Below are 20,965 nucleotides of genomic sequence, written 5' to 3'. Positions count from 1 at the left end.
TTCCTGACCGGTCCGTGCAAGTCCCTGGATTTTCACCGCCTTCACTCGTCCGGATTAATCCCCGCCAAGTCCCCGCACCATCGCGGTTTTCTCCGCGCATTTCACGTATCACCTTCACAACCTTCGTTAGCCCATTCATTCATAACGGTTTTTGGTTTTTTGTCTGACTTGAAAAAGCGCTGCTAAGTCCTTGTTCTAGCGGATAAATTTCGTCAAAAATCGCGTCCGCCACCTTGACCCTCGTAGGTCGTTCCTCTAAAGTGGGAGACAGTGTGAGAAAGTGTATTTTTGTGTGATTTCAGAAGCGCATTCGGGTAAATTTCCTGAGATTTAGATGGGCGGCGATCGGCGCCGCATGAGGGGGAGCAAATTGTTCCAGGGGGCGTCGGCGCTGACACTCGATGCGAAAGGACGGATGTCGATTCCGTCGCGCTATCGGGATGCGCTGCAACAACAGGCAGAAGGACGGGTGACGATCACCAAGCACCCGGACGGCTGCCTGTTGCTATTTCCGCGCCCCGAATGGGAAGTGTTCCGCGCGAAAGTCGCGGCATTGCCGATGGACGCGCACTGGTGGCGCCGCATTTTTCTCGGCAACGCCTCCGACGTCGATCTCGACAGCGCGGGCCGCGTGCTCGTCTCGCCTGAATTGCGTCTGGCAGCAGGAATGGAAAAGGAAGTCATGCTGCTCGGCATGGGTAGTCATTTTGAGTTGTGGGATGCGCAGACCTACGCCGCCAAGGAACAGGCGGCGATGGCACAGGGCATGCCCGACGCCTTGAAGAATTTCACGTTCTGATCGCGGTTTAAAACGCTATGGCATCTGCGATGGGACAGGGATTGCAGCATCGCACGGTGCTGCTCGATGAAGCGGTCGATGCGCTCGTGACGCGCGCGGACGGCGTCTATGTGGACGGCACGTTCGGGCGCGGCGGCCATAGTCGCGCGATCCTCGGCCGGCTTTCCGAAGCCGGGCGTCTGATCGCGTTCGACAAGGATCCGCTCGCGATCGCCACGGCTGAACAGGTGGGCGACGCGCGGTTCTCGATCGTGCACGAGAGTTTTGCTTCACTGCGCGACGCCATGGCGGCGCGCGGGGTAGGGCGTGTGTCGGGTGTGTTGCTGGATCTCGGCGTGTCGTCGCCGCAAATCGACGACCCGGAGCGGGGTTTCAGCTTCCGCGCCAATGGTCCGCTCGACATGCGGATGGACCCGACGCGCGGCGAGTCCGCTGCCGAATGGCTCGCGCGGGCCACGTTGCAGGAACTGACGGAGGTGATTCGAGATTATGGGGAAGAACGGTTTGCTTTTCAGATTGCAAAGGCGCTTGTTGCTCGCCGGGCAGAGTCCGACCGTCTCGGGCCTCTCGACAGCACGGGCGAGCTTGCCCAAATCGTGGCTAACGCCGTCAAAACCCGTGAGAAGGGTAAGGATCCGGCAACCCGCACCTTTCAGGCTATACGGATTCACGTCAATCAAGAGCTTGCGGAGCTGCAAGTCGTTCTAGAAGCAGCCATGTCGTTGCTGGAGCAGGGGGGGCGGCTCGTGGTCATCAGCTTTCATTCGCTGGAAGACCGTATCGTGAAGCGGTTCATGCAGGCGCACTCCACGGCGCCTGCGGTCGATCGCCGTCTGCCGATTCGTGCCGTCGACCTGCCCAGCCCGCCCTTGAAGCTGGTCGGGCGCGTGTTCGCGAGCGACGAGGAAGTCGCCGCCAACCCCCGTGCCCGCTCGGCCGTGATGCGCATTGCGGAGCGCGTCACGCCATGAACCGTCTGAATATTTTCCTGCTGATCGTCGTGATGGGGTGCGCGCTGTCGGTCGTCAACTCCACCAATCAGCAGCGTCAGATGTTTTTCCAGTTGCAACGCGCGCAGTCGCAGGAGCGGCAGCTTCAGCAGGACTACGCGCAGCTTCAATATCAGCAGAGCGCGCTGTCGCGGACGTCGCGCGTCGAACAAATCGCTACCGATTCGCTCAAGATGCAGCCCGTCACGACCGGACGCACGCAATATCTGACACTCGCGCCGGGCGCGGCCAGCGCCGCGGATGCGCCGGTGCCTACGTCCGCGCCTGCCCAGGGCGCGGCCGCCACGAAGGGCCGCCGTGGGGGTACGCGATGAAAAAAGGCAATAACCGCAAGAGCGTCGCCTTTACCCCGAACCCCATTCTCTCGGTGCGCTTGCCGATGTGGCGCTCGAAGTTCGTCGTGTTCATGCTGTTCATGGCGTTCGTCGCGCTGGCCGCGCGGGCGTTCTGGATACAGGGGCCCGGCAACGCGTTCTATCAGAAGCAGGGCGAGAGCCGCTATCAGCGCACGATCGAGCTGCCCGCCACGCGCGGCCAGATTCTCGACCGCAACGGCCTCGTGCTCGCCACGAGCCTGCCCGTGCGCGCGATCTGGGCGATTCCCGAAGACGTGCCTGACGATCTCGGCGCCGACAAGCTCACGCAGCTCGGCGCGCTGCTGAACATGTCCACCAAAGAACTGCGCAGCAAGCTCTCGGTGGACAAGACCTTCGTCTACGTGAAGCGCCAGGTTCCGATCGATGTTGCGCAAAAAGTGGTGGCGCTCGACATTCCTGGTATCTATCAGCGCAACGAGTACAAGCGCTTCTATCCCGAAGGCCAGGTCACCGCTCACCTGATCGGCTTCACCAATGTCGAAGATGAAGGCCAGGAAGGCGTCGAGCTTTCCGACCAGAAGATTCTCGCGGGCACGTCCGGGATTCGCCACGTCATCAAGGACCGCGTAGGTCATATCGTCGAGGACGTGGACGAGACGGTCGTGCCGCATAACGGGCAGGACGTCGAACTGTCGATCGACAGCAAGATCCAGTACATCGCCTATTCGAACCTGAAGGCGGCGGTGGAGAAGACGCATGCCAAGGCAGGCGCTGCGATGGTGGTGGACGTGCGCACCGGTGAAGTGCTCGCGCTCGTGAACTATCCCACTTACAACCCGAACGACCGCTCGCACCTCACGGGCGAGCAGCTACGCAACCGCATCCTGACCGACGTGTTCGAGCCGGGCTCGATCATGAAGCCGTTCACGGTCTCGCTGGCCCTCGATTTGCATCGCGTCTCGCCGACTACACTGGTGGATACGGGCGGGGGCAAATTCACACTCGATGGCGCCACCATCACCGACGACGCCGGGTTCGGCGTGCTGACGGTGGGCGGCGTGATCCAGAAGTCGTCGAACATCGGCGCGACCAAGATCGCGATGACGCTCCGGCCCGAAGAGATGTGGAACATGTATACCAGCATCGGTCTCGGGCAGGCGCCGAAGGTCGGGTTTCCCGGCGCGGCGGCGGGCCGTCTGCGTCCGTGGAAAAGCTGGCGCCGTATCGAGCAGGCGACCATGTCGTACGGCTATGGCCTGTCGGTCTCGCTGTTCCAGCTCGCGCGCGCGTACACGGCCATTGCGCACGACGGCCAGATCCTGCCGGTGACGATCTTCCGCCACCCCGGCGACGACCAGCCCGTGATCGGAACGCAGGTGTTCGCGCCCACCACGGCGCGCGAAGTGCGCACGATGCTCGAGAGCGTAGTGTCGAAGGACGGCACCTCGCCCGACGCGGCGGTGCCCGGTTACCGCGTGGGCGGCAAGTCCGGCACGGCGTACAAGCATGGTCCGCATGGCTATGACCGCTCGAAGTACCGCGCGTCGTTCGTCGGCATGGCGCCGATGCCGAATCCGCGCATCGTCGTCGCGGTGTCGGTGGATGAGCCGACGGTCGGCAGCCACTTCGGTGGCGCGGTCTCGGGCCCGGTGTTCTCAGGCATCGTCGGCGACACGCTGCGCACGCTCAACGTGCCGCCCGACATGCCGGTCAAGCAGCTCGTGGTGTCCGACGACAGCGCTTCGGCGCCTGCCGTCGCCAATGCAGCATCCGCGCCGGCCGCTTCCGTGAAGCGCACTGCGAACGTGCCGGCAAGCAAGAGTCCTGTCGGCGCGCGTCATATGACTGTCGCTGACAACGCGAAAAACCGTCCCGGAGTGGTCCGATGAGCGCCCCGCGCACCCAGCATCCCGCGCACCGGCAGATCGCGGACGCGCTCGCGTGGCTGCGCGCGCGCGTGGCGCCCGAAGCCAACCTGCACGCCGACACGCGCTCGCTCAAGGCCGGCGACGTGTTTCTCGCCTATGCCGTCGAAGGCGCCGACAACCGCCAGCATATCGAAAGCGCGCTCGCGAAAGGCGCGGCGGCGATCGTCTATCAGCCGGAGGGCTATGCGGGTTCGTTTGACGGGGCTCAGGCGCAAAACGCGCTCGCCGTGCCGCAGCTGGACGTGCTTGCGGGCGAGATCGCGAGCGGCTGGTACGGCAACCCGAGCGACGCCATGCTCGTGGTCGGCGTGACCGGCACGAACGGCAAGACTTCGTGCAGCCAGTGGGTTGCCTCGGCGCTCACCGCGATCGGCCAGAAGTGCGCCATCGTCGGCACGCTCGGCAGCGGCTTTCCGGGCCAGCTCGCGCATACCGGTTTCACGACGCCCGACGCACCGCAGTTGCAGCGCTCGCTCGCGCAGCTGCGCGAGAAGGGCGCGCAGGCCGTGGCGATGGAAGTCTCGTCGCACGCGCTGCATCAGGGCCGCGTGAACGGTACCTCGTTCAACATCGCGGTTTTCACGAATCTCACGCAGGACCACCTCGACTATCACCGCACCTTCGAAGCCTACGAGGCCGCGAAGGCGCGTCTGTTCGCGTGGCCTGGCCTGCACGCGGCGGTGATCAACGCGGATGACGCGGCAGGCCGGCGTCTTCTGGCCGCTACGCGCGGCACGCTGCGCACGATCGCCTACGGCGTGGCGACGCCTGCCGCCGATCTGCCCGCCGCCGATGCATGGTTGCGCGCAGCCGACGTGCGTGCGACCGGCACGGGCACGGCGTTCCATCTGGAAACATCGGACTGGGGCGAGGCGAATGTCGAAGTGCAAACGCTCGGCCTCTTTAACGTGAGCAACCTGCTGGGCGTGCTCGGCGCGCTGCTCGCGGCAAATGTGCCGCTCGTCGCGTCGCTCAACGAACTCTCGAAGCTGCAGCCGGTGAACGGCCGCATGGAGCGCCTCGGCGGGCGCATCGATCAGGACGAACCGCTCGTCGTGATCGATTACGCGCATACGCCCGATGCGCTCGAAAAGACGCTCGCCGCGCTGCGCCCGATCGCGGCGGCGCGCGGCGGCCAGCTCGTCTGCATGTTCGGCTGCGGCGGTGATCGCGACGCCACCAAGCGTCCGCTGATGGGCGCGATCGCCGAGCGTCTGGCCGATCAGGTCGTCGTGACAAGCGACAACCCGCGCAGCGAATCGCCGGCGGCGATCATCGACCAGATCGCGGGCGGCATGCGCGAGCCCGCAAAGGCGCGCCGCATCGAGGACCGCGCGAGCGCGATTCTGCAGGCGGTGCGCGGCGCAGCAAAGGAAGACGTCGTCGTGCTGGCCGGCAAGGGGCACGAGGCAACTCAGGAAATCATGGGCAAGAAGCGCGCGTTCTCGGATCAGGATCACGCGCGGCTTGCTCTCGCAGCCCGTCCGACTTCGGATCGGCATGGGCGCGGAGGCGGTGAATGACCATGCTTACCCTGCGCGAAGCAGCGGCGCTGATTCCCGGCGCGAGCGTTCTCGGCGACGAGAACGCAACGTTCGAGCGCATTGCAACCGACAGCCGCACGGCTGGCCCCGGCGATCTCTTCGTCGCGCTCAAGGGCGACCGTTTCGACGCGCACGACTTCCTGTCCGAAGTGGCGGGACGCCATGTGAGCGCGGCGCTCGTGTCGCGCAGCCCTGGCGACTGGCGCATGCCGGCGCTGCGCGTGGACGACACGCGCACGGCGCTCGGCGCGCTCGCGCTTGGTTGGCGCCGCCGCTTCACGATGCCGCTCGTCGCCGTCACGGGCAGCAACGGCAAGACCACGGTCAAGGAGATGATCGCGTCGATCTTCGCGGTGGCCGTGGGCGAAGACGCGCGGCTCGCGACCGCGGGCAACCTGAACAACGATATCGGCGTGCCGCTCACGCTGTTGCGCCTCAATGCCGCGCACAAGCTGGCGGTAGTCGAGCTCGGCATGAATCATCCGAACGAGACGGAATTGCTCGCGAAGTTCGCCGAGCCCACCGTCGCGGTCGTGAACAACGCGCAGCGCGAGCACCAGGAATTCATGGCGACAGTCGAAGCCGTTGCACTCGAGCACGCAAGCGTGATCCATGCGCTCAAGCCGGAAGGCACTGCGGTGTTTCCCGCTGACGACGCCTACGCGGGCATCTGGCGCGTGGCGGCCACGGGGTCGAAGGTGCTCGATTTCGCGCTGCATACGGATGAGCGTGCGGTCGAAGCGGCGGTGACGGGCAAGCTCGTGGCGAATGTTGGCAACAGCGTGGGCGCAAACCGGCTCGCGATCGCCACGCCTGAAGGCCATCTCGAAGTGGAGCTGCAAGTGCTCGGCGCGCACAACGCGCACAACGCGCTCGCTGCCACCGCTGCGGCGCTGGCAGCGGGTGTTTCGCTCGATGCGATCCGCCGCGGCCTCGAAGCGTTCCAGCCGGTGAAAGGCCGCTTGCAGGTCAAACGCGCAGCGCTTGGGGAACTCGCGGGCGCGCTCGTGATCGATGACACCTACAACGCGAACCCCGACTCCGTGCGTGCGGCCGTGGACGTGCTGGCCTCGCATGCTTCGCCGCGGGTGCTGGTGCTCGGCGACATGGGTGAAGTCGGCGAAGACGGTCCCGCGTTCCACCGCGAAGTGGGCGCATACGCGAAGGAGCACGGCATCGACGCGCTCTATACGCTCGGCGAAGCCGCGCGCGACATCTCGGCGGCATTCGGCGCGAACGCGCTGCATGCCGCCGGCGTGCCCGAGCTGGTTCGCGCGCTGGCCGGCGCCGGTTACGGCGCGGGTGCAACGATCCTCGTGAAAGGCTCGCGCTTCATGCAGATGGAGCGCGTGGTGGCCGCCCTCACGAATCCGCAACTTTGCGCACCGGACGCGGCGTCCGGCGCGCACTGAAATTCGAAGGAATACAAGGCATGCTACTGGCGCTGGCGCAATGGCTGCAGAATGACGCAAGCTTCTTGCGCGTGTTCAGTTATCTGACGTTCCGTGCGGTGATGGCCACCATCACCGCGATGGCGATCGGGCTTTTCCTCGGCCCCTGGGTCATCCGTAAGCTCACCGAAATGAAGGTCGGTCAAGCGGTGCGCACCGACGGCCCGCAGACTCACCTCGTGAAGTCGGGCACGCCCACCATGGGCGGCGTGCTCATCCTGCTGGGCATCGCCGTGGCCACGCTGCTGTGGGGCGATCTCACGAACCGCTTCATCTGGATCGTGATGCTCGTGACCTTCGGCTTTGGCGCGATCGGCTGGGTCGACGATTATCGCAAGGTCGTCTACAAGGACCCGCGCGGCATGTCCTCGCGCGAGAAGTACTTCTGGCAATCGGTGATCGGTCTGTTCGCGGCGGTGTACCTCGCGTTCAGCGTGTCCGAGGCGAGCAATGTGCGCGTGTTCGACCTCTTCATGGCGTGGGTGCGCAGCGGCCTCTCGATGGGCCTGCCCGCGCGCGCGGACCTCTTGCTGCCGTTCCTCAAGTCGATCAGCTATCCGCTCGGCGTATGGGGCTTCATCGCGCTCACGTATTTCGTGATCGTCGGCGCGAGCAATGCCGTGAACCTCACCGATGGCCTCGACGGCCTCGTGATCATGCCGGTCGTGCTCGTGGGCGCGTCGCTCGGCGTGTTCGCCTACGTGATGGGCAGCTCGGTCTACTCGAAGTATCTGCTGTTCCCGCACATTCCCGGCGCGGGCGAACTGCTGATTTTCTGCTCGGCGATGGGCGGGGCAGGGCTCGCGTTCCTCTGGTTCAACACATATCCGGCGCAAGTGTTCATGGGCGACGTGGGCGCGCTCGCGCTCGGGGGCGCGCTCGGCACCATCGCCGTGATCGTGCGCCAGGAAATCGTGCTCTTCATCATGGGCGGTATTTTCGTGGCCGAAACGCTCTCCGTGATGCTGCAGGTCACCTGGTTCAAGTACACGAAGAAACGCTATGGCGAAGGGCGCCGCATCTTCAAGATGGCGCCGCTGCATCACCATTTCGAGCTGTCCGGCTGGAAAGAGACGCAGGTGGTCGTGCGCTTCTGGGTCATCACGCTGATGCTGTGCCTGATCGGCCTGTCGACTTTGAAGCTGCGTTGATCGGCACTCCATCAAGGTAAGAAAGGGAAGCAAGCGATGTTTGGCGAGAAGTTTCGGGATCGGCAAAAGCCGATGGTGCTCGTGCTGGGGCTCGGCGAATCGGGTCTGGCCATGGCGCGCTGGTGCGCGCGCCATGGCTGTCGCCTGCGCGTCGCCGATACGCGCGAAGCGCCAGCAAATTTGCCCGAACTCGCCGCGCGCGGCATCGACGCGGACTTCGTCGGCGGCCCGTTCTCCACGGCGCTGCTCGATGGTGTCGAACTCGTCGCCATCAGCCCTGGCCTCTCGCCGCTCTCCGCCGACCTCGTGCCGCTGATCGCCGCCGCGCGCGAACGCGCCATCGACGTCTGGGGCGAACTCGAACTCTTCGCGCAGGCGCTGCGCCATCTCGGCGAGAGCGGTTACGCACCGAAGGTGCTCGCCATCACGGGCACCAACGGCAAGACCACCACCACGAGCCTGACGGGCATGCTCTGCGAGCGCGCGGGCAAGACCGTGGCAGTGGCCGGCAACATCAGCCCGGCGATGCTCGACAAGCTCGCTGAGGCCATCGACAACACGGCGCTGCCCGACGTCTGGGTGCTCGAGCTTTCGAGCTTCCAGCTGGAAACGGCGCACAGCTTCGCGCCCGACGCGGCGGCAGTCCTCAATATCACGCAGGACCATCTCGACTGGCACGGCGGCATCGACGCCTACGCGGCCGCGAAGGGCCGCATCTTCGGCCCGCAGACCACACGCGTGCTCAACCGCGACGACGCGCGCGTGATGTCGCTCGCGAGCGTGCAACAGAGCGGCGACGCGAAGGTCGTGACCTTCGGTCTCGACGAGCCGCGGCGCGAGGGCGACTATGGCATCTCGCGCGACAACGGCATGTTGTGGCTCGTGGCGGCGCACGACCGCGACGCTACGGACGAGCCTGTCTCCGCACGCCGGCGCAAGCAGCTCGACGCCGCGCCCGTGCATCTCACGATGAAGCGCCTGATGCCCGCAGACGCGCTGCGCATCCGCGGCCTGCACAACGCGGCGAACGCGCTCGCGGCATTCGCGCTCGCACGCGCGATCGATCTGGCGCCGGCGGCGCTTTTGCACGGTCTGCGCGAGTATCGCGGCGAGCCGCATCGCGTGGAGCTGATCGCGTCGATCGACGGCATCGACTACGTGGACGACAGCAAGGGCACCAACGTCGGCGCGACGGTAGCCGCACTCGACGGCCTCGCGCAGCGCGCCGTGCTGATCGCGGGCGGCGACGGCAAGGGGCAGGATTTCGAGCCGCTCGCGGCACCCGTGGCGCGCTGGTGCCGCGCGGTGATGCTGATCGGCCGCGATGCACCGCAGATTCGCGCGGCGCTCGAAAGCACGGGCGTCGCGCTCACCGACCACGCCACGCTGGAAGACGCCACGCGCGCGGCCACGGCACTCGCCGAACCGGGCGACGTCGTGCTGCTTTCGCCGGCGTGCGCGAGCTTCGACATGTTCAAGGGCTATGCCCATCGCGCAGCGGTATTCCGCGACACGGTGGAAGACATCGCCGCAGAACGGGGGACGATGATATGAGCTGGTCCGAACGTTTCGGCGTGCGCCTGTCGCGCGATGCAGTGGGCAGCGCATCCGCCGGCGGCACCCCTGTTGGCACATCGGGCGGAGCTGCGGGAGGCACGGCGGGCAGCGGTGCGCGCTCGCGCGGCATTTCGAGTGCCGTCAGCGGCGTGCGCCCGGCGCGCTCGCGCATGCTCGACTACGATTACTCGCTGCTGTGGGCCGTGATCGCGCTGCTCGGTCTCGGCGTCGTGATGGTCTACTCGGCCTCGATCGCGATGCCCGATTCGCCGAAGTACGCGCAGTATCACGACTACGCATTTCTGGTGCGCCACCTCGTCTCGCTCACGGTTGCCGCGATTGGGGCACTCGTGACGTTCCGCATTCCCATCTCCACGTGGGACCGCTACGCGCCGAAGCTCTTCCTCGTCGCCCTGGTGATGCTCGTGATCGTGTTGATTCCGCACGTCGGCAAGGGCGTGAACGGCGCGCGGCGCTGGATTCCGCTCGGCGTCACGAACATGCAGCCTTCGGAAATCATGAAGCTTGCGGTGACGATCTACGCCGCGAACTACACGGTGCGCAAGCAGGAATACATGCACAGCTTCGCCAAGGGCTTCTTGCCGATGGCGTTCGCGGTGGGCGTGGTGGGCGCGCTGCTGCTGCTCGAGCCGGACATGGGCGCGTTCATGGTGATCGCCGCGATCGCGATGGGCGTGCTGTTCCTCGGTGGTGTGAACGGCAAGCTGTTCGGCGGCCTCGTGGCCACGGCGATCGGTACGTTCACGTTGCTGGTGTGGGCGTCGCCGTGGCGCCGCGAGCGGATTTTCGCGTACCTCGATCCGTGGGACGAGCGCTATGCGCAAGGCAAGGCTTACCAGCTCACGCACTCGCTGATCGCGTTCGGGCGTGGCGAATGGTTCGGCGTAGGGCTGGGCGGCAGCGTCGAGAAGCTCAACTACCTGCCCGAAGCGCACACCGACTTCATTCTCGCCGTGATCGGCGAGGAACTCGGCTTCGTGGGCGTGCTGGTCGTGATCCTGCTGTTCTACTGGATCGTGCGCCGCTCGTTCGAGATCGGCCGCCAGGCGCTCGCGCTCGACCGCACGTTCGCCGGGCTCATCGCGAAGGGCCTTGGCGTGTGGTTCGGCGCGCAGGCGTTCATCAACATGGGCGTGAACCTCGGGCTGCTGCCGACCAAGGGTCTTACGTTGCCGTTCGTGAGCTATGGCGGCTCGGGCATTTTGCTCAACTGTATTGCGGTTGCCGTGCTGCTTCGCGTGGATTATGAAAATCGTGTGCTGATGCGTGGGGGGAAGGTATGACCCCCATGCAACAGCGCACGATTTCGGCGAAGGCGCGAAGCGCCGTAGCCAAAACGGATTTTTCGTCATTCATGCTGATGCGTGGGGGGAAGGTATGACCGCAGCAACGCGCACGCTCATGGTGATGGCCGGCGGCACCGGGGGACACGTGTTCCCGGGGCTCGCTGTCGCGCATCGCATGGAGCAGTGGGGCTGGCGCGTAGTGTGGCTCGGCAATCCCGCGGGCATGGAGGCGACGCTCGTGCCCAAGCACGGCATTCCGATGGAATACGTGCGCTTTGGCGGCGTGCGCGGCAAGGGCATCAAGACCAAGCTGATGCTGCCGTTAAACATGCTGCGCGCGTGCAAGCAAAGCCTCGCGGCGCTGCGTCGTGTGAAGCCCGACGTCGTGCTAGGCATGGGCGGTTACATCACGTTCCCGGCGGGCGTGATGAGCGCGTTGTCCGGCCGTCCGCTCGTGCTGCACGAACAGAATTCCATCGCGGGCCTCGCAAACAAGGTGCTCGCGAAGCTCGCGAAGCGTGTGCTCGTGGCGTTCCCTGGGGCGTTGCCGCACGCCGAGTGGACCGGCAATCCGATCCGCGCGGAACTCGAGCACGTGGTGCAGCCGCAGGTGCGCTACGCGCAGCGCAGCGGTCCGCTGCGCGTGCTGGTGGTGGGCGGCAGCCTCGGTGCAGCCGCGCTCAACGAAGTCGTGCCGCGCGCGCTTGCGCAACTGGCGCCGGCCGAGCGTCCGCACGTAGTGCATCAGGCGGGCGCAAAGCATATCGATGCATTGCGTCAGAACTACATCAACGCCGGAATCGAACCCGGTGACACGGTGCAACTCGTGCCGTTCATCGACGACATGGCAAGCGCTTACGAAAACGCGGATCTCGTGATCTGCCGCTCGGGCGCAATGACGGTGGCCGAGATCGCGGCCGTGGGCGTGGCGGCGCTGTTCGTGCCGTTTCCCTACGCGGTCGACGACCACCAGACCACCAACGCGGCGTTTCTCGCGCAACAGGACGCCGCCCGCGTGGTGCAGCAACGCGAGCTTTCGGTAGAGGCGCTCGCGGACTGGCTCAAGCAGCAAACCCGAGCATCGCTCGCAGACATGGCCGGGCGCGCTCGCGCGCTCGCAAAACCCGACGCCGCCGATCAGGTCGCGCGCATCTGCGCAGCCGTGGCGGGCGCCAGTCCGGGAGGAAAGTAATGAAACACATCGTCAAACATATTCATTTCGTTGGTATCGGCGGCGCGGGCATGAGCGGGATCGCCGAGGTGCTCGTCAATCTCGGCTATCACGTGAGTGGCTCTGACCTCGCGAAGAACGCGGTCACCGACCGCCTCGCCGCGCTCGGCGCGCGCATCGCGATCGGCCACGCCGAAGAGAACATCGAAGGCGCGAACGCAGTGGTCGTTTCCACGGCAGTGCGCAGCGACAATCCCGAAGTGCTGGCGGCGCGCCATCGCCGCATTCCGATCGTGCCGCGCGCGGTCATGCTCGCGGAGCTGATGCGCCTGAAGCAGGGCATCGCGATCGCGGGCACGCACGGCAAGACCACCACCACGTCGCTCGTCGCGAGCGTGCTGGCCGCGGGCGGACTCGACCCGACCTTCGTGATCGGCGGGCGCCTGATTAGCGCGGGCGCCAATGCGCGCCTCGGCACGGGCGACTTCATCGTCGCGGAAGCCGACGAATCGGACGCCTCGTTCCTGAATCTGTTCCCGGTGATCGAAGTCATCACGAACATCGACGCCGACCACATGGACACCTACGGGCACGACTTCGCGCGCCTGAAGCAGGCGTTCATCGAATTCACGCACCGTCTGCCGTTTTATGGCATCGCGGTGCTGTGTGTCGACGACCCTAACGTGAAGGAAATCCTGCCGTTCGTCTCGAAGCCGATCATCCGCTACGGCTTCGCGCCCGACGCCCAGGTGCGCGCGGTCAACGTGGTCGCGCGCGACGGCAAGATGTACTTCACGGCGATGCGTGAAGACGCGCCATCGATCGACATCGTGCTGAACCTTCCGGGTACGCACAATGTCCAGAACGCGCTGGCTGCGATTGCGATCGCGACCGAGCTCGAAGTGAAGGACGCGGACATCCAGCGCGCGCTCGCCGAATTCAACGGCGTGGGCCGGCGCTTCCAGCGCTATGGAGAAATTCCGGTCAATGGCGGCGGCAACTACACGTTGATCGACGACTACGGCCACCACCCGGTGGAAATGGCCGCGACTATCGCAGCGGCGCGCGGCGCGTTCCCTGAGCGCCGGCTCGTGCTGGCGTTCCAGCCGCACCGCTACACGCGCACGCGCGACTGCTTCGAAGATTTCGTGCGTGTGCTCTCGACCGTCGACGCGCTCGTGCTGACCGACGTGTACGCAGCAGGCGAAGCGCCTATCGTGGCCGCCGATGGCCGCGCGCTGGCACGCGCGATTCGCGTGGCGGGCAAGGTCGAGCCGGTGTTCGTGGAAACAGTGGATGAAGTGCCGGACGCGCTGGCCGCGGTGGTCCGCGACGGCGACGTGGTGATTACGATGGGTGCGGGTTCGATCGGCGGCGTGCCGGGCCGGATCGCACAACCGGAACAGAAGGCGTGAGTGAAATGAGCAGCATCGATCCGAAGCAATTTGGCAAAGTGGCAGTCCTGTTCGGCGGCGTGTCCGCGGAGCGCGAGGTGTCGCTCAAGTCCGGCACGCTGGTGCTTCAGGCGCTCAAGAGTGCTGGCATCGACGCGCATCCGTTCGATCCGTCCGAGCGGCCGCTGTCGGCGCTCAAGGATGAAGGCTTCGTGCGCGCGTTCAACGCGCTGCACGGCGGCTATGGCGAGAACGGTCAGATCCAGGGCGCGCTCGACTTCTACGGCATCCGCTATACGGGTACGGGCGTGCTCGGCTCGGCGCTCGGCCTCGACAAGTTCCGCAGCAAGCTCGTGTGGCAGCAACTGGGCATTCCCACGCCGCCGTTCGTCGCGGTGCTGCGCGGCGACGACTACGCCGCTCGCGCACCGGAGCTCGTCGCGAAGCTCGGCTTGCCGCTATTCGTGAAGCCCGCGAGCGAAGGCTCGAGCGTCGCGGTCATCAAGGTGAAGCAGGCCGAAGCCCTCGTGCCCGCGATCGAAGAAGCCGCGAAGCACGACAAGATCGTGCTGGTGGAGAAGAGCATCGAAGGCGGTGGCGAGTACACCGCGTGCGTGGCCGGCGATCTCGACCTGCCGATCATCAAGATCGTGCCGGCGGGCGAGTTCTACGACTACGACGCGAAGTACATCCTGGACACCACGCAGTATCTGATTCCCTGCGGCGTCGCGCCCGAGAAAGAAGCGGAGCTCAAGAAGCTCGCGCGCCGCGCGTTCGACGTGCTCGGCTGCACCGACTGGGGCCGAGCAGATTTCATGATGGACGGCGCGGGCAATCCGTATTTCCTGGAAGTGAACACGGCGCCGGGCATGACCGATCACTCGCTGCCGCCGAAGGCCGCGCGTGCGGTGGGCATCGAGTATCGCGATCTCGTGGTGCGGGTGCTTGCGCTCACGCTCGAGGATTGAACCGCTGAATAACCTCTGACCAACGAATTGCAGTCCGCGCATTGAATCGACAATCTCGACATGTGGAATAACGTACGCCAGCTCAATCTCGCCGCCAACGCGTTGCACGCGCTGCTCGTGCTCGCGCTCGTGGCGGCTGGCGGCTACTGGCTCGTGCAGCGCCCGAACTTTGCGCTGCGCGAGATCCGCATCGAGGGCGACACCGAGCACATCAACGAACCGACGGTGCGCGCGAGCGTGGTCGGGCGCCTGAAGGGCAACTTCTTCACGGTGAACCTGGATACCGCGCGCGCCGCGTTCGAGCAGATGCCTTGGGTGCGCCACGCGAGCGTGCGCCGCGTCTGGCCGAATGCGCTCGCAGTGAGCCTCGAAGAGTACAAGCCGCTCGGCACGTGGGGCAGCGACCAGCTCGTGAGCGTCGACGGCGAACTCTTCACCGCGAACCAGGGCGAGCTCGACCAGGACCTGCCCGCGTTCGACGGCCCGGATGGCACCGCACCTGAAGTGGTGGCGCGTTATCGCGACTTCCAGAAGTGGTTCACGCCGCTCGGCATCGAGCCTGAAGAGGTGACGCTTTCGCCGCGTTACGCGTGGAGCGTGAAGCTCTCGAACGGCATGCAGGTCGAACTCGGGCGAGAGCGCAATGCCACCACGCTCGCCGAGCGCACGCATCGGCTTATTGTGGCATGGACGCCGCTCACGCAACGTTGGGGGAAAGATATCGAATATGCGGACTTGCGCTATCCGAACGGTTTCGCCATTCGAGCGGCCGGCATGCGCTTCATTAGCGACACGCCGCCCTCAGGCAAGAAGTAACAGCACATCACACGCAACGAGCACGATATGAGTAAAGACTATAAGGATCTGCTGGTCAGCCTCGACATCGGGACGTCGAAGGTGGTGGCCGTCGTCGCCGAAATGAAGGGCGATGGCCACTACGAAGTGATCGGCCTCGGCCAGAGCGAATCGAAGGGTCTCAAGAAGGGCGTGGTGGTGAACATCGAGGCCACGGTGCAGTCTATCCAGCGTGCGCTCGAAGAAGCGGAACTCATGGCCGACTGCAAGATCACTAATGTGTTCACCGGCATCGCGGGCAGCCATATTCGCAGCTTCAATTCGAGTGGGATGGTCGCCATCAAGGAGAAGGAAGTCACGCAGACCGACGTCGCGCGCGTGATCGAAACGGCGAAGGCGATCAACATCCCGACCGACCAGCAGGTGCTGCATATCCTCACGCAGGAATTCATCATCGACGGTCAGGAAGATGTGCGCGAGCCGATCGGCATGAGCGGCATCCGCCTCGAAGTGAAGGTGCACATCGTCACGGGTGCGGTGAGCGCGGCGCAGAACATCGTGAAGTGCGTGCGCCGATGCGGTCTCGAAGTGAACGATCTGGTTTTGCAGCCGCTGGCTTCGTCGCTGGCGGTGCTCACCGACGACGAGAAGGAACTCGGCGTGGTGCTGGTGGATGTGGGCGGCGGCACGACCGACATCGCGATTTTCAGCGAAGGCGCGATTCGCCATACCGCGGTGATTCCGATCGCGGGCGATCAGGTGACGAGCGACATCGCCATGGCGCTGCGCACGCCCACGCCCGACGCGGAAGACATCAAGGTGGGCTACGGCATCGCCAAGCAGGCGCTCGCCGATCCCGACGAAATGATCGAAGTGCCGGGGCTCGGCGAGCGCGGTCCGCGCACGCTGTCGCGCCAGGCGCTGGCGGCCGTGATCGAGCCGCGCGTGGAAGAGCTGTTCTCGCTCGTGCAGCAGGTGGTGCGCGAGTCGGGCTATGAAGAGTTGTTGAGTTCGGGCGTCGTGCTCACGGGCGGCGCTGCGATGATGCCGGGCATGGTGGAACTCGGCGAGGACATCTTCTTGAAGCCGGTGCGCATTGGCGTGCCGGAGTACGCGGGCGGTCTCGCCGACGTCGTGCGCAATCCGCGCTATTCGACGGCGATGGGGCTGCTCGTCGAGGGCCGCGCGCAACGTATGCGTGGTCGCAAGGTCGCCGTGCAGTCGGGGTCGATGGGCCAGGTTTTCTCTCGCATGAAAGACTGGTTCCTCGGCAACTTCTGACGCAGTGGCTGACGCAACGGATAAAGCAGTTCGCGTACGCGAAGGGTAAGAGCAGAGACCGAATTAGCGCTGGTGCCGGCGGCTGGCGCGCAGGAATGGGTTGCCCGATCCACTCCTGAATAACGGCCGAGGTGCGGATATCTTTTTCTTGACGGAGGCAACATGGAATTCCAGATGCTGGAAACGGAAACCAACGGCACCATCATCAAGGTGGTGGGCGTCGGTGGCGCTGGCGGCAATGCCGTGCAGCACATGATCAACCGCGGCGTGCAAGGCGTCGACTTCATTGTGATGAACACGGACGCTCAGGCGCTCTCGCGTTCGCGCGCGTCTGCCGTGATCCAGCTGGGCAACACGGGTCTGGGCGCTGGCGCGAAGCCCGAGATGGGCCGCGCGGCAGCGGAAGAAGCACGCGAGCGCATCGCCGACGCACTGCGTGGCGCGCACATGGTGTTCATCACCGCGGGCATGGGTGGCGGCACGGGTACGGGCGCAGCACCGGTGGTCGCGCAGATCGCCAAGGAAATGGGCATTCTGACCGTTGGCGTCGTGAGCAAGCCGTTCGAATTCGAAGGCGGCAAGCGCATGCGCGTGGCAGAAGCCGGCTCGCAGCAACTGGAGGATCACGTCGACTCGCTGATCGTCGTCCTGAACGACAAGCTGTTCGACGTGATGGGCGATGACGCCGAAATGGATAAGTGCTTCCAGTGCGCGGACGACGTTCTGAACAACGCGGTTGCAGGCATCGCCGAAATCATCAATGTGGATGGCCTCGTGAACGTCGACTTCGAAGACGTGAAGACGGTCATGGGCGAGCAGGGCAAGGCGATGATGGGCACGGCCACGGTGGCCGGCGTCGATCGCGCGCGCCTCGCGGCGGAACAGGCCGTGGCGAGCCCGCTGCTCGAAGGCGTCGATCTGTCGGGTGCGCGTGGCGTGCTGGTCAACATCACGTCGAGCCGTTCGCTGCGCCTGTCGGAAACGCGTGAAGTGATGAACACCATCAAGAGCTACGCGGCCGACGACGCCACGGTGATCTTCGGCGCGGTGTACGACGACGCGATGGGCGATGCGCTGCGCGTGACGGTGGTGGCCACGGGCCTCGGGCGTGCAGCGAACAAGCAGCAGGCAGCGCCGATGACGTTGCTGCGCACCGGCACGGACAATCAGCCCGTTGCCGCTGTCCAGCACTCCTACGCGCCGCAGCAAGGCCAGACCGCCGATTACGGCGCGCTCGACACGCCGGCAGTCTGGCGCACGTCGCGCGACACCGCGGCTTCGCACGTTCAGGCGCTGCAGGAAAAGGGCGTCGACACGTACGATATCCCGGCGTTCCTGCGCAAGCAGGCCGACTAAGGCGCGCTGCGAGCGCAATTCTGCTGCGGTGCGGCGCCAAGCGGTATAGGTGCGCCCGCCCGCAGACGGAATGGCCGGCATGGTGCTGCAATGAAGGCGAGGAAGTGCCTCGGCGCCGCATCCGCGAGGATGCGAGGCAGGGCTGCCTGTCCGCTGCGTTTTGACGTGCGGCAAGTAGTGCAGGCATTCTCAGCCGGTAGCACAATGACGAGGTTTTTGGCGCGAGGTGTTCAACCGGGCGCCAACCGGGTCGCGAGCGTGCCGGAGCCGCATCGATGTGAAGGACGAGTCATGATCAAAGTGGGTGATACGCTGCCCGACGCAACGCTCTTCGAATTCATCGAAGACGAGCGTTCGGGCTGCACGCTAGGGCCGAACAGCTTCGGCGTGCGCGAGCAGACGGCGGGCAAGCGCGTGGTGATCTTCGGATTGCCGGGTGCCTTTACGCCGACTTGTTCGGCAAAGCATGTGCCAGGTTATGTCGAGCAGTACGACGCGCTTCGCGCGGCGGGCGTCGACGAAATCTGGTGCGTGTCCGTCAACGACGCGTTCGTGATGGGCGCGTGGGGGCGCGATCAGCGGACCTCGGGCAAGGTACGCATGATGGCGGACGGCAGCGCGGCGTTCACCCGGGCGCTCGGTCTGGAGCAGGATTTGTCGGCGCGTGGCATGGGGGTCCGTTCCCAGCGCTACGCCATGGTGGTCGACGGCGGCGTAGTCAAGACGCTGAATGTCGAGGCACCCGGCAAGTTCGAAGTCAGCGATGCCGCGAGCATATTGGCCGCATTGAGCCTAACGTGAGCGCATTTGCCGCGTCTTCGTTGCCTTGGTGCAACGGGCCGGCGGCGCAAATGTGACGGGCAATTACCGCAAGCCGTGCGGGCCGCTGGCCGGGAACGCCTCCGTTCCGGTCATCGGCCCGTCTTGCAATCCGTGAGCGTAACAACGGGAAACAGATTGTCACGCCTGGGGTAACGACGGATTCCACAGACTTGGAGTATAATTCGTGCTATGAATTAAAAAGTCCCGATTGGGATTTTCAATGAGCAGAAAATTATGTTGAAGCAGCGAACCATCAAATCGATCGTGAAGACGGTCGGCATCGGCCTGCACTCGGGCCGCAAGGTCGATCTGACGCTACGTCCGGCGGCGCCGGATACGGGCATCGTGTTTTCGCGCGTGGATTTGCCGACACCGGTGGATATTCCCGCATCGGCGATGTCGATCGGCGACACGCGCCTCGCTTCCGTGCTGCAGAAAGACGGCGCACGCGTTTCGACCGTTGAGCACCTGATGTCCGCGTGTGCGGGCCTTGGTATCGACAACCTCTATATCGACGTCACGGCGGAAGAAATTCCGATCATGGACGGCAGCGCATCGTCGTTTGTGTTCCTGATCCAGTCGGCTGGCATCGAAGAACAGAACGCGCCCAAGAAGTTCATCAAGGTGAAGAAGCCCGTGGAAGTGCGCGACGGCGACAAGTTTGCCCGCCTGGACCCGTATTTCGGCTTCAAGCTGAAGTTCACCATCGACTTCCGCCATCCGGCCGTCGACAAGACGGGCCAGGCGCTCGAAGTCGATTTCGCGAATACCTCGTACGTGCGCGAGATCGCGCGTGCGCGTACCTTCGGCTTCGCGCATGAGGTCGAGACGATGCGCGAGCTGGGCCTTGCGCGCGGCGGCAGCATGGACAACGCGATCGTGCTGGACGAATACCGCATCCTCAACAACGACGGCCTGCGCTACGACGACGAGTTCGTGAAGCACAAGATGCTCGACGCCATCGGCGACCTGTATGTGGTGGGTCATCCGCTGCTGGCTTCGTACGATGCGTACAAGTCGGGCCATGGCCTGAACAACCTGTTGCTGCGCGAGCTGCTCGCGCATGAGGACGCTTACGAGATCGTTACGTTCGGCGACGCGCAGAAAGCGCCGCGCGGCTTTGGTTACGAGGCGCAAACGGCGTTTGCCTGATGTTTTTGTAACGTTTGCCCGATTCGCGCGGGGGTGTTGGCACCGGCCGCGCAAAAAAAGGTGGCTTGATGCCACCTTTTTTGTTTTCTCTTCGGCTTGCTCAACGTCGTTTCAAATGACGTGCGGCCATCTTCGCGAGCGCTTCTTGCAGCGGGGACGGCGGCAGGTTCTCACTGAGCGCGGCGAGCGCGGCTGCGCCCGCCGGCGTCATGCGCGCCTGCTTCGGCAAAGGCGCGTCTTTTACCGCCTGCGGGCGCACGCGGATGCGCACGCCGTCCAACGGCCAGCCGCGCGTCTGCAAATCGGCCACGAGGCGCGGCTCGAGGTGCCGCAGTCGGGCAGCCAGCGCGTTGTGCGCCGCGAACAGGGCGAGCTTGCCGTCCTTGATGAAACCGGGTTCCACGCTCGCGGCCAGATAGTCGGGCAGCAGCGCGTCGAGATCGCGCTGGATGGCCGCGATCTGCTCGACGCCGGCGCGCAGCGGGGCGAATGCATCGGTGCGGCTCAGAACTTCGGCGAGCGGCTGCGGCGTGCGTGGCGAGGCAAATTTGCGCGACTTACCCGGCCTGGCAGCAGGGCCTGACGCAGCCGTAGTACCTGAAGTACGCACAGGAGCGGCGGCTGCGGCATCCGGCCTTGAAAACGGCGAGAAACGGCTCATGTGAGGAGAAGATAGGGCGCGCGGGCTGCGCGGTGTGATTGCCATTGTAGCCTGCGCACTTTGCCCTAACGCGCCTTGCCGCCATTTGGCCAGGTCCCGCCTGGCCACAAGCTGACGAGCCATGCGGGACGAATGCGCCTGCCGGCTGCGCCGGGGGCTCGCGGGGCGCGCCAGCGCGGGCGTTGCGCGCGGCATCCTTCAAGCGGCCGACACCGGCGGTGACCAGGGTGCGTGCTAAAATGCCCGATTCGAATCCACCAATTTGGGCTTAAGCCGCCGAGGTCCTTCCGATCCGGGTGCG

18 protein-coding genes are annotated in these 20,965 nt (G+C 65.1%); 17 read left to right on the top strand and 1 reads right to left on the bottom strand.

What is annotated here, in order from left to right; all coding sequences use genetic code 11:
* Positions 1–370: 370 nt before the first annotated feature.
* From mraZ to lpxC, 17 genes are all read left to right on the top strand, one after another.
* A complete protein-coding gene (gene mraZ / locus P5W98_RS12640) occupies positions 371–799 on the top strand; it encodes a division/cell wall cluster transcriptional repressor MraZ (RefSeq protein ID WP_027818006.1) in 429 nt (142 codons plus the stop codon).
* 17 nt (positions 800–816) lie between these two features.
* Positions 817–1,770: a 16S rRNA (cytosine(1402)-N(4))-methyltransferase RsmH gene (gene rsmH / locus P5W98_RS12635; RefSeq protein ID WP_421024821.1), complete on the top strand. Its 954-nt coding sequence runs from the start codon at positions 817–819 to the stop codon at positions 1,768–1,770.
* Positions 1,767–2,123: a cell division protein FtsL gene (ftsL, locus tag P5W98_RS12630; RefSeq protein ID WP_421024820.1), complete on the top strand. Its 357-nt coding sequence runs from the start codon at positions 1,767–1,769 to the stop codon at positions 2,121–2,123. The genes rsmH and ftsL overlap by 4 nt, the downstream gene beginning before the upstream one ends.
* Positions 2,120–4,015, top strand: a complete 1,896-nt coding sequence (locus P5W98_RS12625; RefSeq protein ID WP_421024819.1) for a peptidoglycan D,D-transpeptidase FtsI family protein — start codon at positions 2,120–2,122, stop codon at positions 4,013–4,015. Before ftsL ends, P5W98_RS12625 begins: the two co-directional genes overlap by 4 nt.
* Positions 4,012–5,577, top strand: coding sequence for a UDP-N-acetylmuramoyl-L-alanyl-D-glutamate--2,6-diaminopimelate ligase (locus P5W98_RS12620; RefSeq protein ID WP_421024818.1), 1,566 nt, complete (start codon positions 4,012–4,014; stop codon positions 5,575–5,577). Before P5W98_RS12625 ends, P5W98_RS12620 begins: the two co-directional genes overlap by 4 nt.
* A complete protein-coding gene (locus P5W98_RS12615) occupies positions 5,574–7,010 on the top strand; it encodes a UDP-N-acetylmuramoyl-tripeptide--D-alanyl-D-alanine ligase (protein ID WP_421024817.1) in 1,437 nt (478 codons plus the stop codon). Before P5W98_RS12620 ends, P5W98_RS12615 begins: the two co-directional genes overlap by 4 nt.
* Positions 7,011–7,030: 20 nt before the next feature.
* Positions 7,031–8,200, top strand: a complete 1,170-nt coding sequence (gene mraY / locus P5W98_RS12610; RefSeq protein ID WP_129562891.1) for a phospho-N-acetylmuramoyl-pentapeptide-transferase — start codon at positions 7,031–7,033, stop codon at positions 8,198–8,200.
* Between the two features lie 36 nt (positions 8,201–8,236).
* Positions 8,237–9,754, top strand: a complete 1,518-nt coding sequence (gene murD / locus P5W98_RS12605) for a UDP-N-acetylmuramoyl-L-alanine--D-glutamate ligase (protein ID WP_421024816.1) — start codon at positions 8,237–8,239, stop codon at positions 9,752–9,754.
* Positions 9,751–11,061, top strand: coding sequence for a putative lipid II flippase FtsW (gene ftsW / locus P5W98_RS12600; protein ID WP_421024815.1), 1,311 nt, complete (start codon positions 9,751–9,753; stop codon positions 11,059–11,061). Before murD ends, ftsW begins: the two co-directional genes overlap by 4 nt.
* Positions 11,062–11,155: 94 nt before the next feature.
* A complete protein-coding gene (murG, locus tag P5W98_RS12595) occupies positions 11,156–12,256 on the top strand; it encodes an undecaprenyldiphospho-muramoylpentapeptide beta-N-acetylglucosaminyltransferase (RefSeq protein ID WP_421024814.1) in 1,101 nt (366 codons plus the stop codon).
* On the top strand, positions 12,256–13,650 hold the full coding sequence (gene murC, locus P5W98_RS12590) for a UDP-N-acetylmuramate--L-alanine ligase (RefSeq protein WP_421024813.1): 1,395 nt from the start codon (positions 12,256–12,258) through the stop codon (positions 13,648–13,650). The genes murG and murC overlap by 1 nt, the downstream gene beginning before the upstream one ends.
* Before the next feature lie 5 nt (positions 13,651–13,655).
* Entirely contained in the window at positions 13,656–14,597 is a 942-nt protein-coding gene (locus tag P5W98_RS12585; protein ID WP_421024812.1) for a D-alanine--D-alanine ligase, read from the top strand.
* A 60-nt stretch (positions 14,598–14,657) separates the two neighbouring features.
* Positions 14,658–15,413 (top strand): cell division protein FtsQ/DivIB, encoded by a 756-nt coding sequence (locus tag P5W98_RS12580; protein ID WP_421024811.1) that lies wholly within the window; start codon positions 14,658–14,660, stop codon positions 15,411–15,413.
* A 27-nt stretch (positions 15,414–15,440) separates the two neighbouring features.
* Positions 15,441–16,673 (top strand): cell division protein FtsA, encoded by a 1,233-nt coding sequence (gene ftsA, locus P5W98_RS12575; protein WP_421024810.1) that lies wholly within the window; start codon positions 15,441–15,443, stop codon positions 16,671–16,673.
* 162 nt (positions 16,674–16,835) lie between these two features.
* Entirely contained in the window at positions 16,836–18,029 is a 1,194-nt protein-coding gene (ftsZ, locus tag P5W98_RS12570) for a cell division protein FtsZ (protein ID WP_035532933.1), read from the top strand.
* Between the two features lie 291 nt (positions 18,030–18,320).
* On the top strand, positions 18,321–18,830 hold the full coding sequence (locus P5W98_RS12565) for a peroxiredoxin (RefSeq protein ID WP_421024809.1): 510 nt from the start codon (positions 18,321–18,323) through the stop codon (positions 18,828–18,830).
* A 255-nt stretch (positions 18,831–19,085) separates the two neighbouring features.
* The gene (gene lpxC / locus P5W98_RS12560) at positions 19,086–20,003 is read left to right on the top strand and encodes a UDP-3-O-acyl-N-acetylglucosamine deacetylase (protein WP_421024808.1); all 918 of its coding nucleotides are present in this window, start codon (positions 19,086–19,088) and stop codon (positions 20,001–20,003) included.
* Positions 20,004–20,103: 100 nt separating this feature from the next.
* Here the strand turns inward: lpxC and P5W98_RS12555 are convergent, their stop codons facing one another.
* Positions 20,104–20,664, bottom strand: a complete 561-nt coding sequence (locus P5W98_RS12555; protein WP_421025275.1) for a DciA family protein — start codon at positions 20,662–20,664, stop codon at positions 20,104–20,106.
* Positions 20,665–20,965 lie beyond the last annotated feature (301 nt).

Origin of the sequence: Paraburkholderia sp. A1BS-2L (genome assembly GCF_051125205.1) — a bacterium.
GTDB lineage: Bacteria > Pseudomonadota > Gammaproteobacteria > Burkholderiales > Burkholderiaceae > Paraburkholderia.
The sequence above is the reverse complement of the archived record's forward strand: the minus strand, read 5'-3'. Positions and strand labels throughout refer to the sequence as shown.

Bases quoted from the DNA above. Each gene is read 5' to 3' on its own strand.
- rsmH (WP_421024821.1), top strand. From the start codon at position 817: ATGGCATCTGCGATGGGACAGGGATTGCAGCATCGCACGGTGCTGCTC.
- ftsL (WP_421024820.1), top strand. From the start codon at position 1,767: ATGAACCGTCTGAATATTTTCCTGCTGATCGTCGTGATGGGGTGCGCG.
- P5W98_RS12625 (WP_421024819.1), top strand. From the start codon at position 2,120: ATGAAAAAAGGCAATAACCGCAAGAGCGTCGCCTTTACCCCGAACCCC.
- P5W98_RS12620 (WP_421024818.1), top strand. From the start codon at position 4,012: ATGAGCGCCCCGCGCACCCAGCATCCCGCGCACCGGCAGATCGCGGAC.
- P5W98_RS12615 (WP_421024817.1), top strand. From the start codon at position 5,574: ATGACCATGCTTACCCTGCGCGAAGCAGCGGCGCTGATTCCCGGCGCG.
- mraY (WP_129562891.1), top strand. From the start codon at position 7,031: ATGCTACTGGCGCTGGCGCAATGGCTGCAGAATGACGCAAGCTTCTTG.
- murD (WP_421024816.1), top strand. From the start codon at position 8,237: ATGTTTGGCGAGAAGTTTCGGGATCGGCAAAAGCCGATGGTGCTCGTG.
- ftsW (WP_421024815.1), top strand. From the start codon at position 9,751: ATGAGCTGGTCCGAACGTTTCGGCGTGCGCCTGTCGCGCGATGCAGTG.
- murG (WP_421024814.1), top strand. From the start codon at position 11,156: ATGACCGCAGCAACGCGCACGCTCATGGTGATGGCCGGCGGCACCGGG.
- murC (WP_421024813.1), top strand. From the start codon at position 12,256: ATGAAACACATCGTCAAACATATTCATTTCGTTGGTATCGGCGGCGCG.
- P5W98_RS12585 (WP_421024812.1), top strand. From the start codon at position 13,656: ATGAGCAGCATCGATCCGAAGCAATTTGGCAAAGTGGCAGTCCTGTTC.
- P5W98_RS12580 (WP_421024811.1), top strand. From the start codon at position 14,658: ATGTGGAATAACGTACGCCAGCTCAATCTCGCCGCCAACGCGTTGCAC.
- ftsA (WP_421024810.1), top strand. From the start codon at position 15,441: ATGAGTAAAGACTATAAGGATCTGCTGGTCAGCCTCGACATCGGGACG.
- ftsZ (WP_035532933.1), top strand. From the start codon at position 16,836: ATGGAATTCCAGATGCTGGAAACGGAAACCAACGGCACCATCATCAAG.
- P5W98_RS12565 (WP_421024809.1), top strand. From the start codon at position 18,321: ATGATCAAAGTGGGTGATACGCTGCCCGACGCAACGCTCTTCGAATTC.
- lpxC (WP_421024808.1), top strand. From the start codon at position 19,086: ATGTTGAAGCAGCGAACCATCAAATCGATCGTGAAGACGGTCGGCATC.
- P5W98_RS12555 (WP_421025275.1), bottom strand. From the start codon at position 20,664: ATGAGCCGTTTCTCGCCGTTTTCAAGGCCGGATGCCGCAGCCGCCGCT.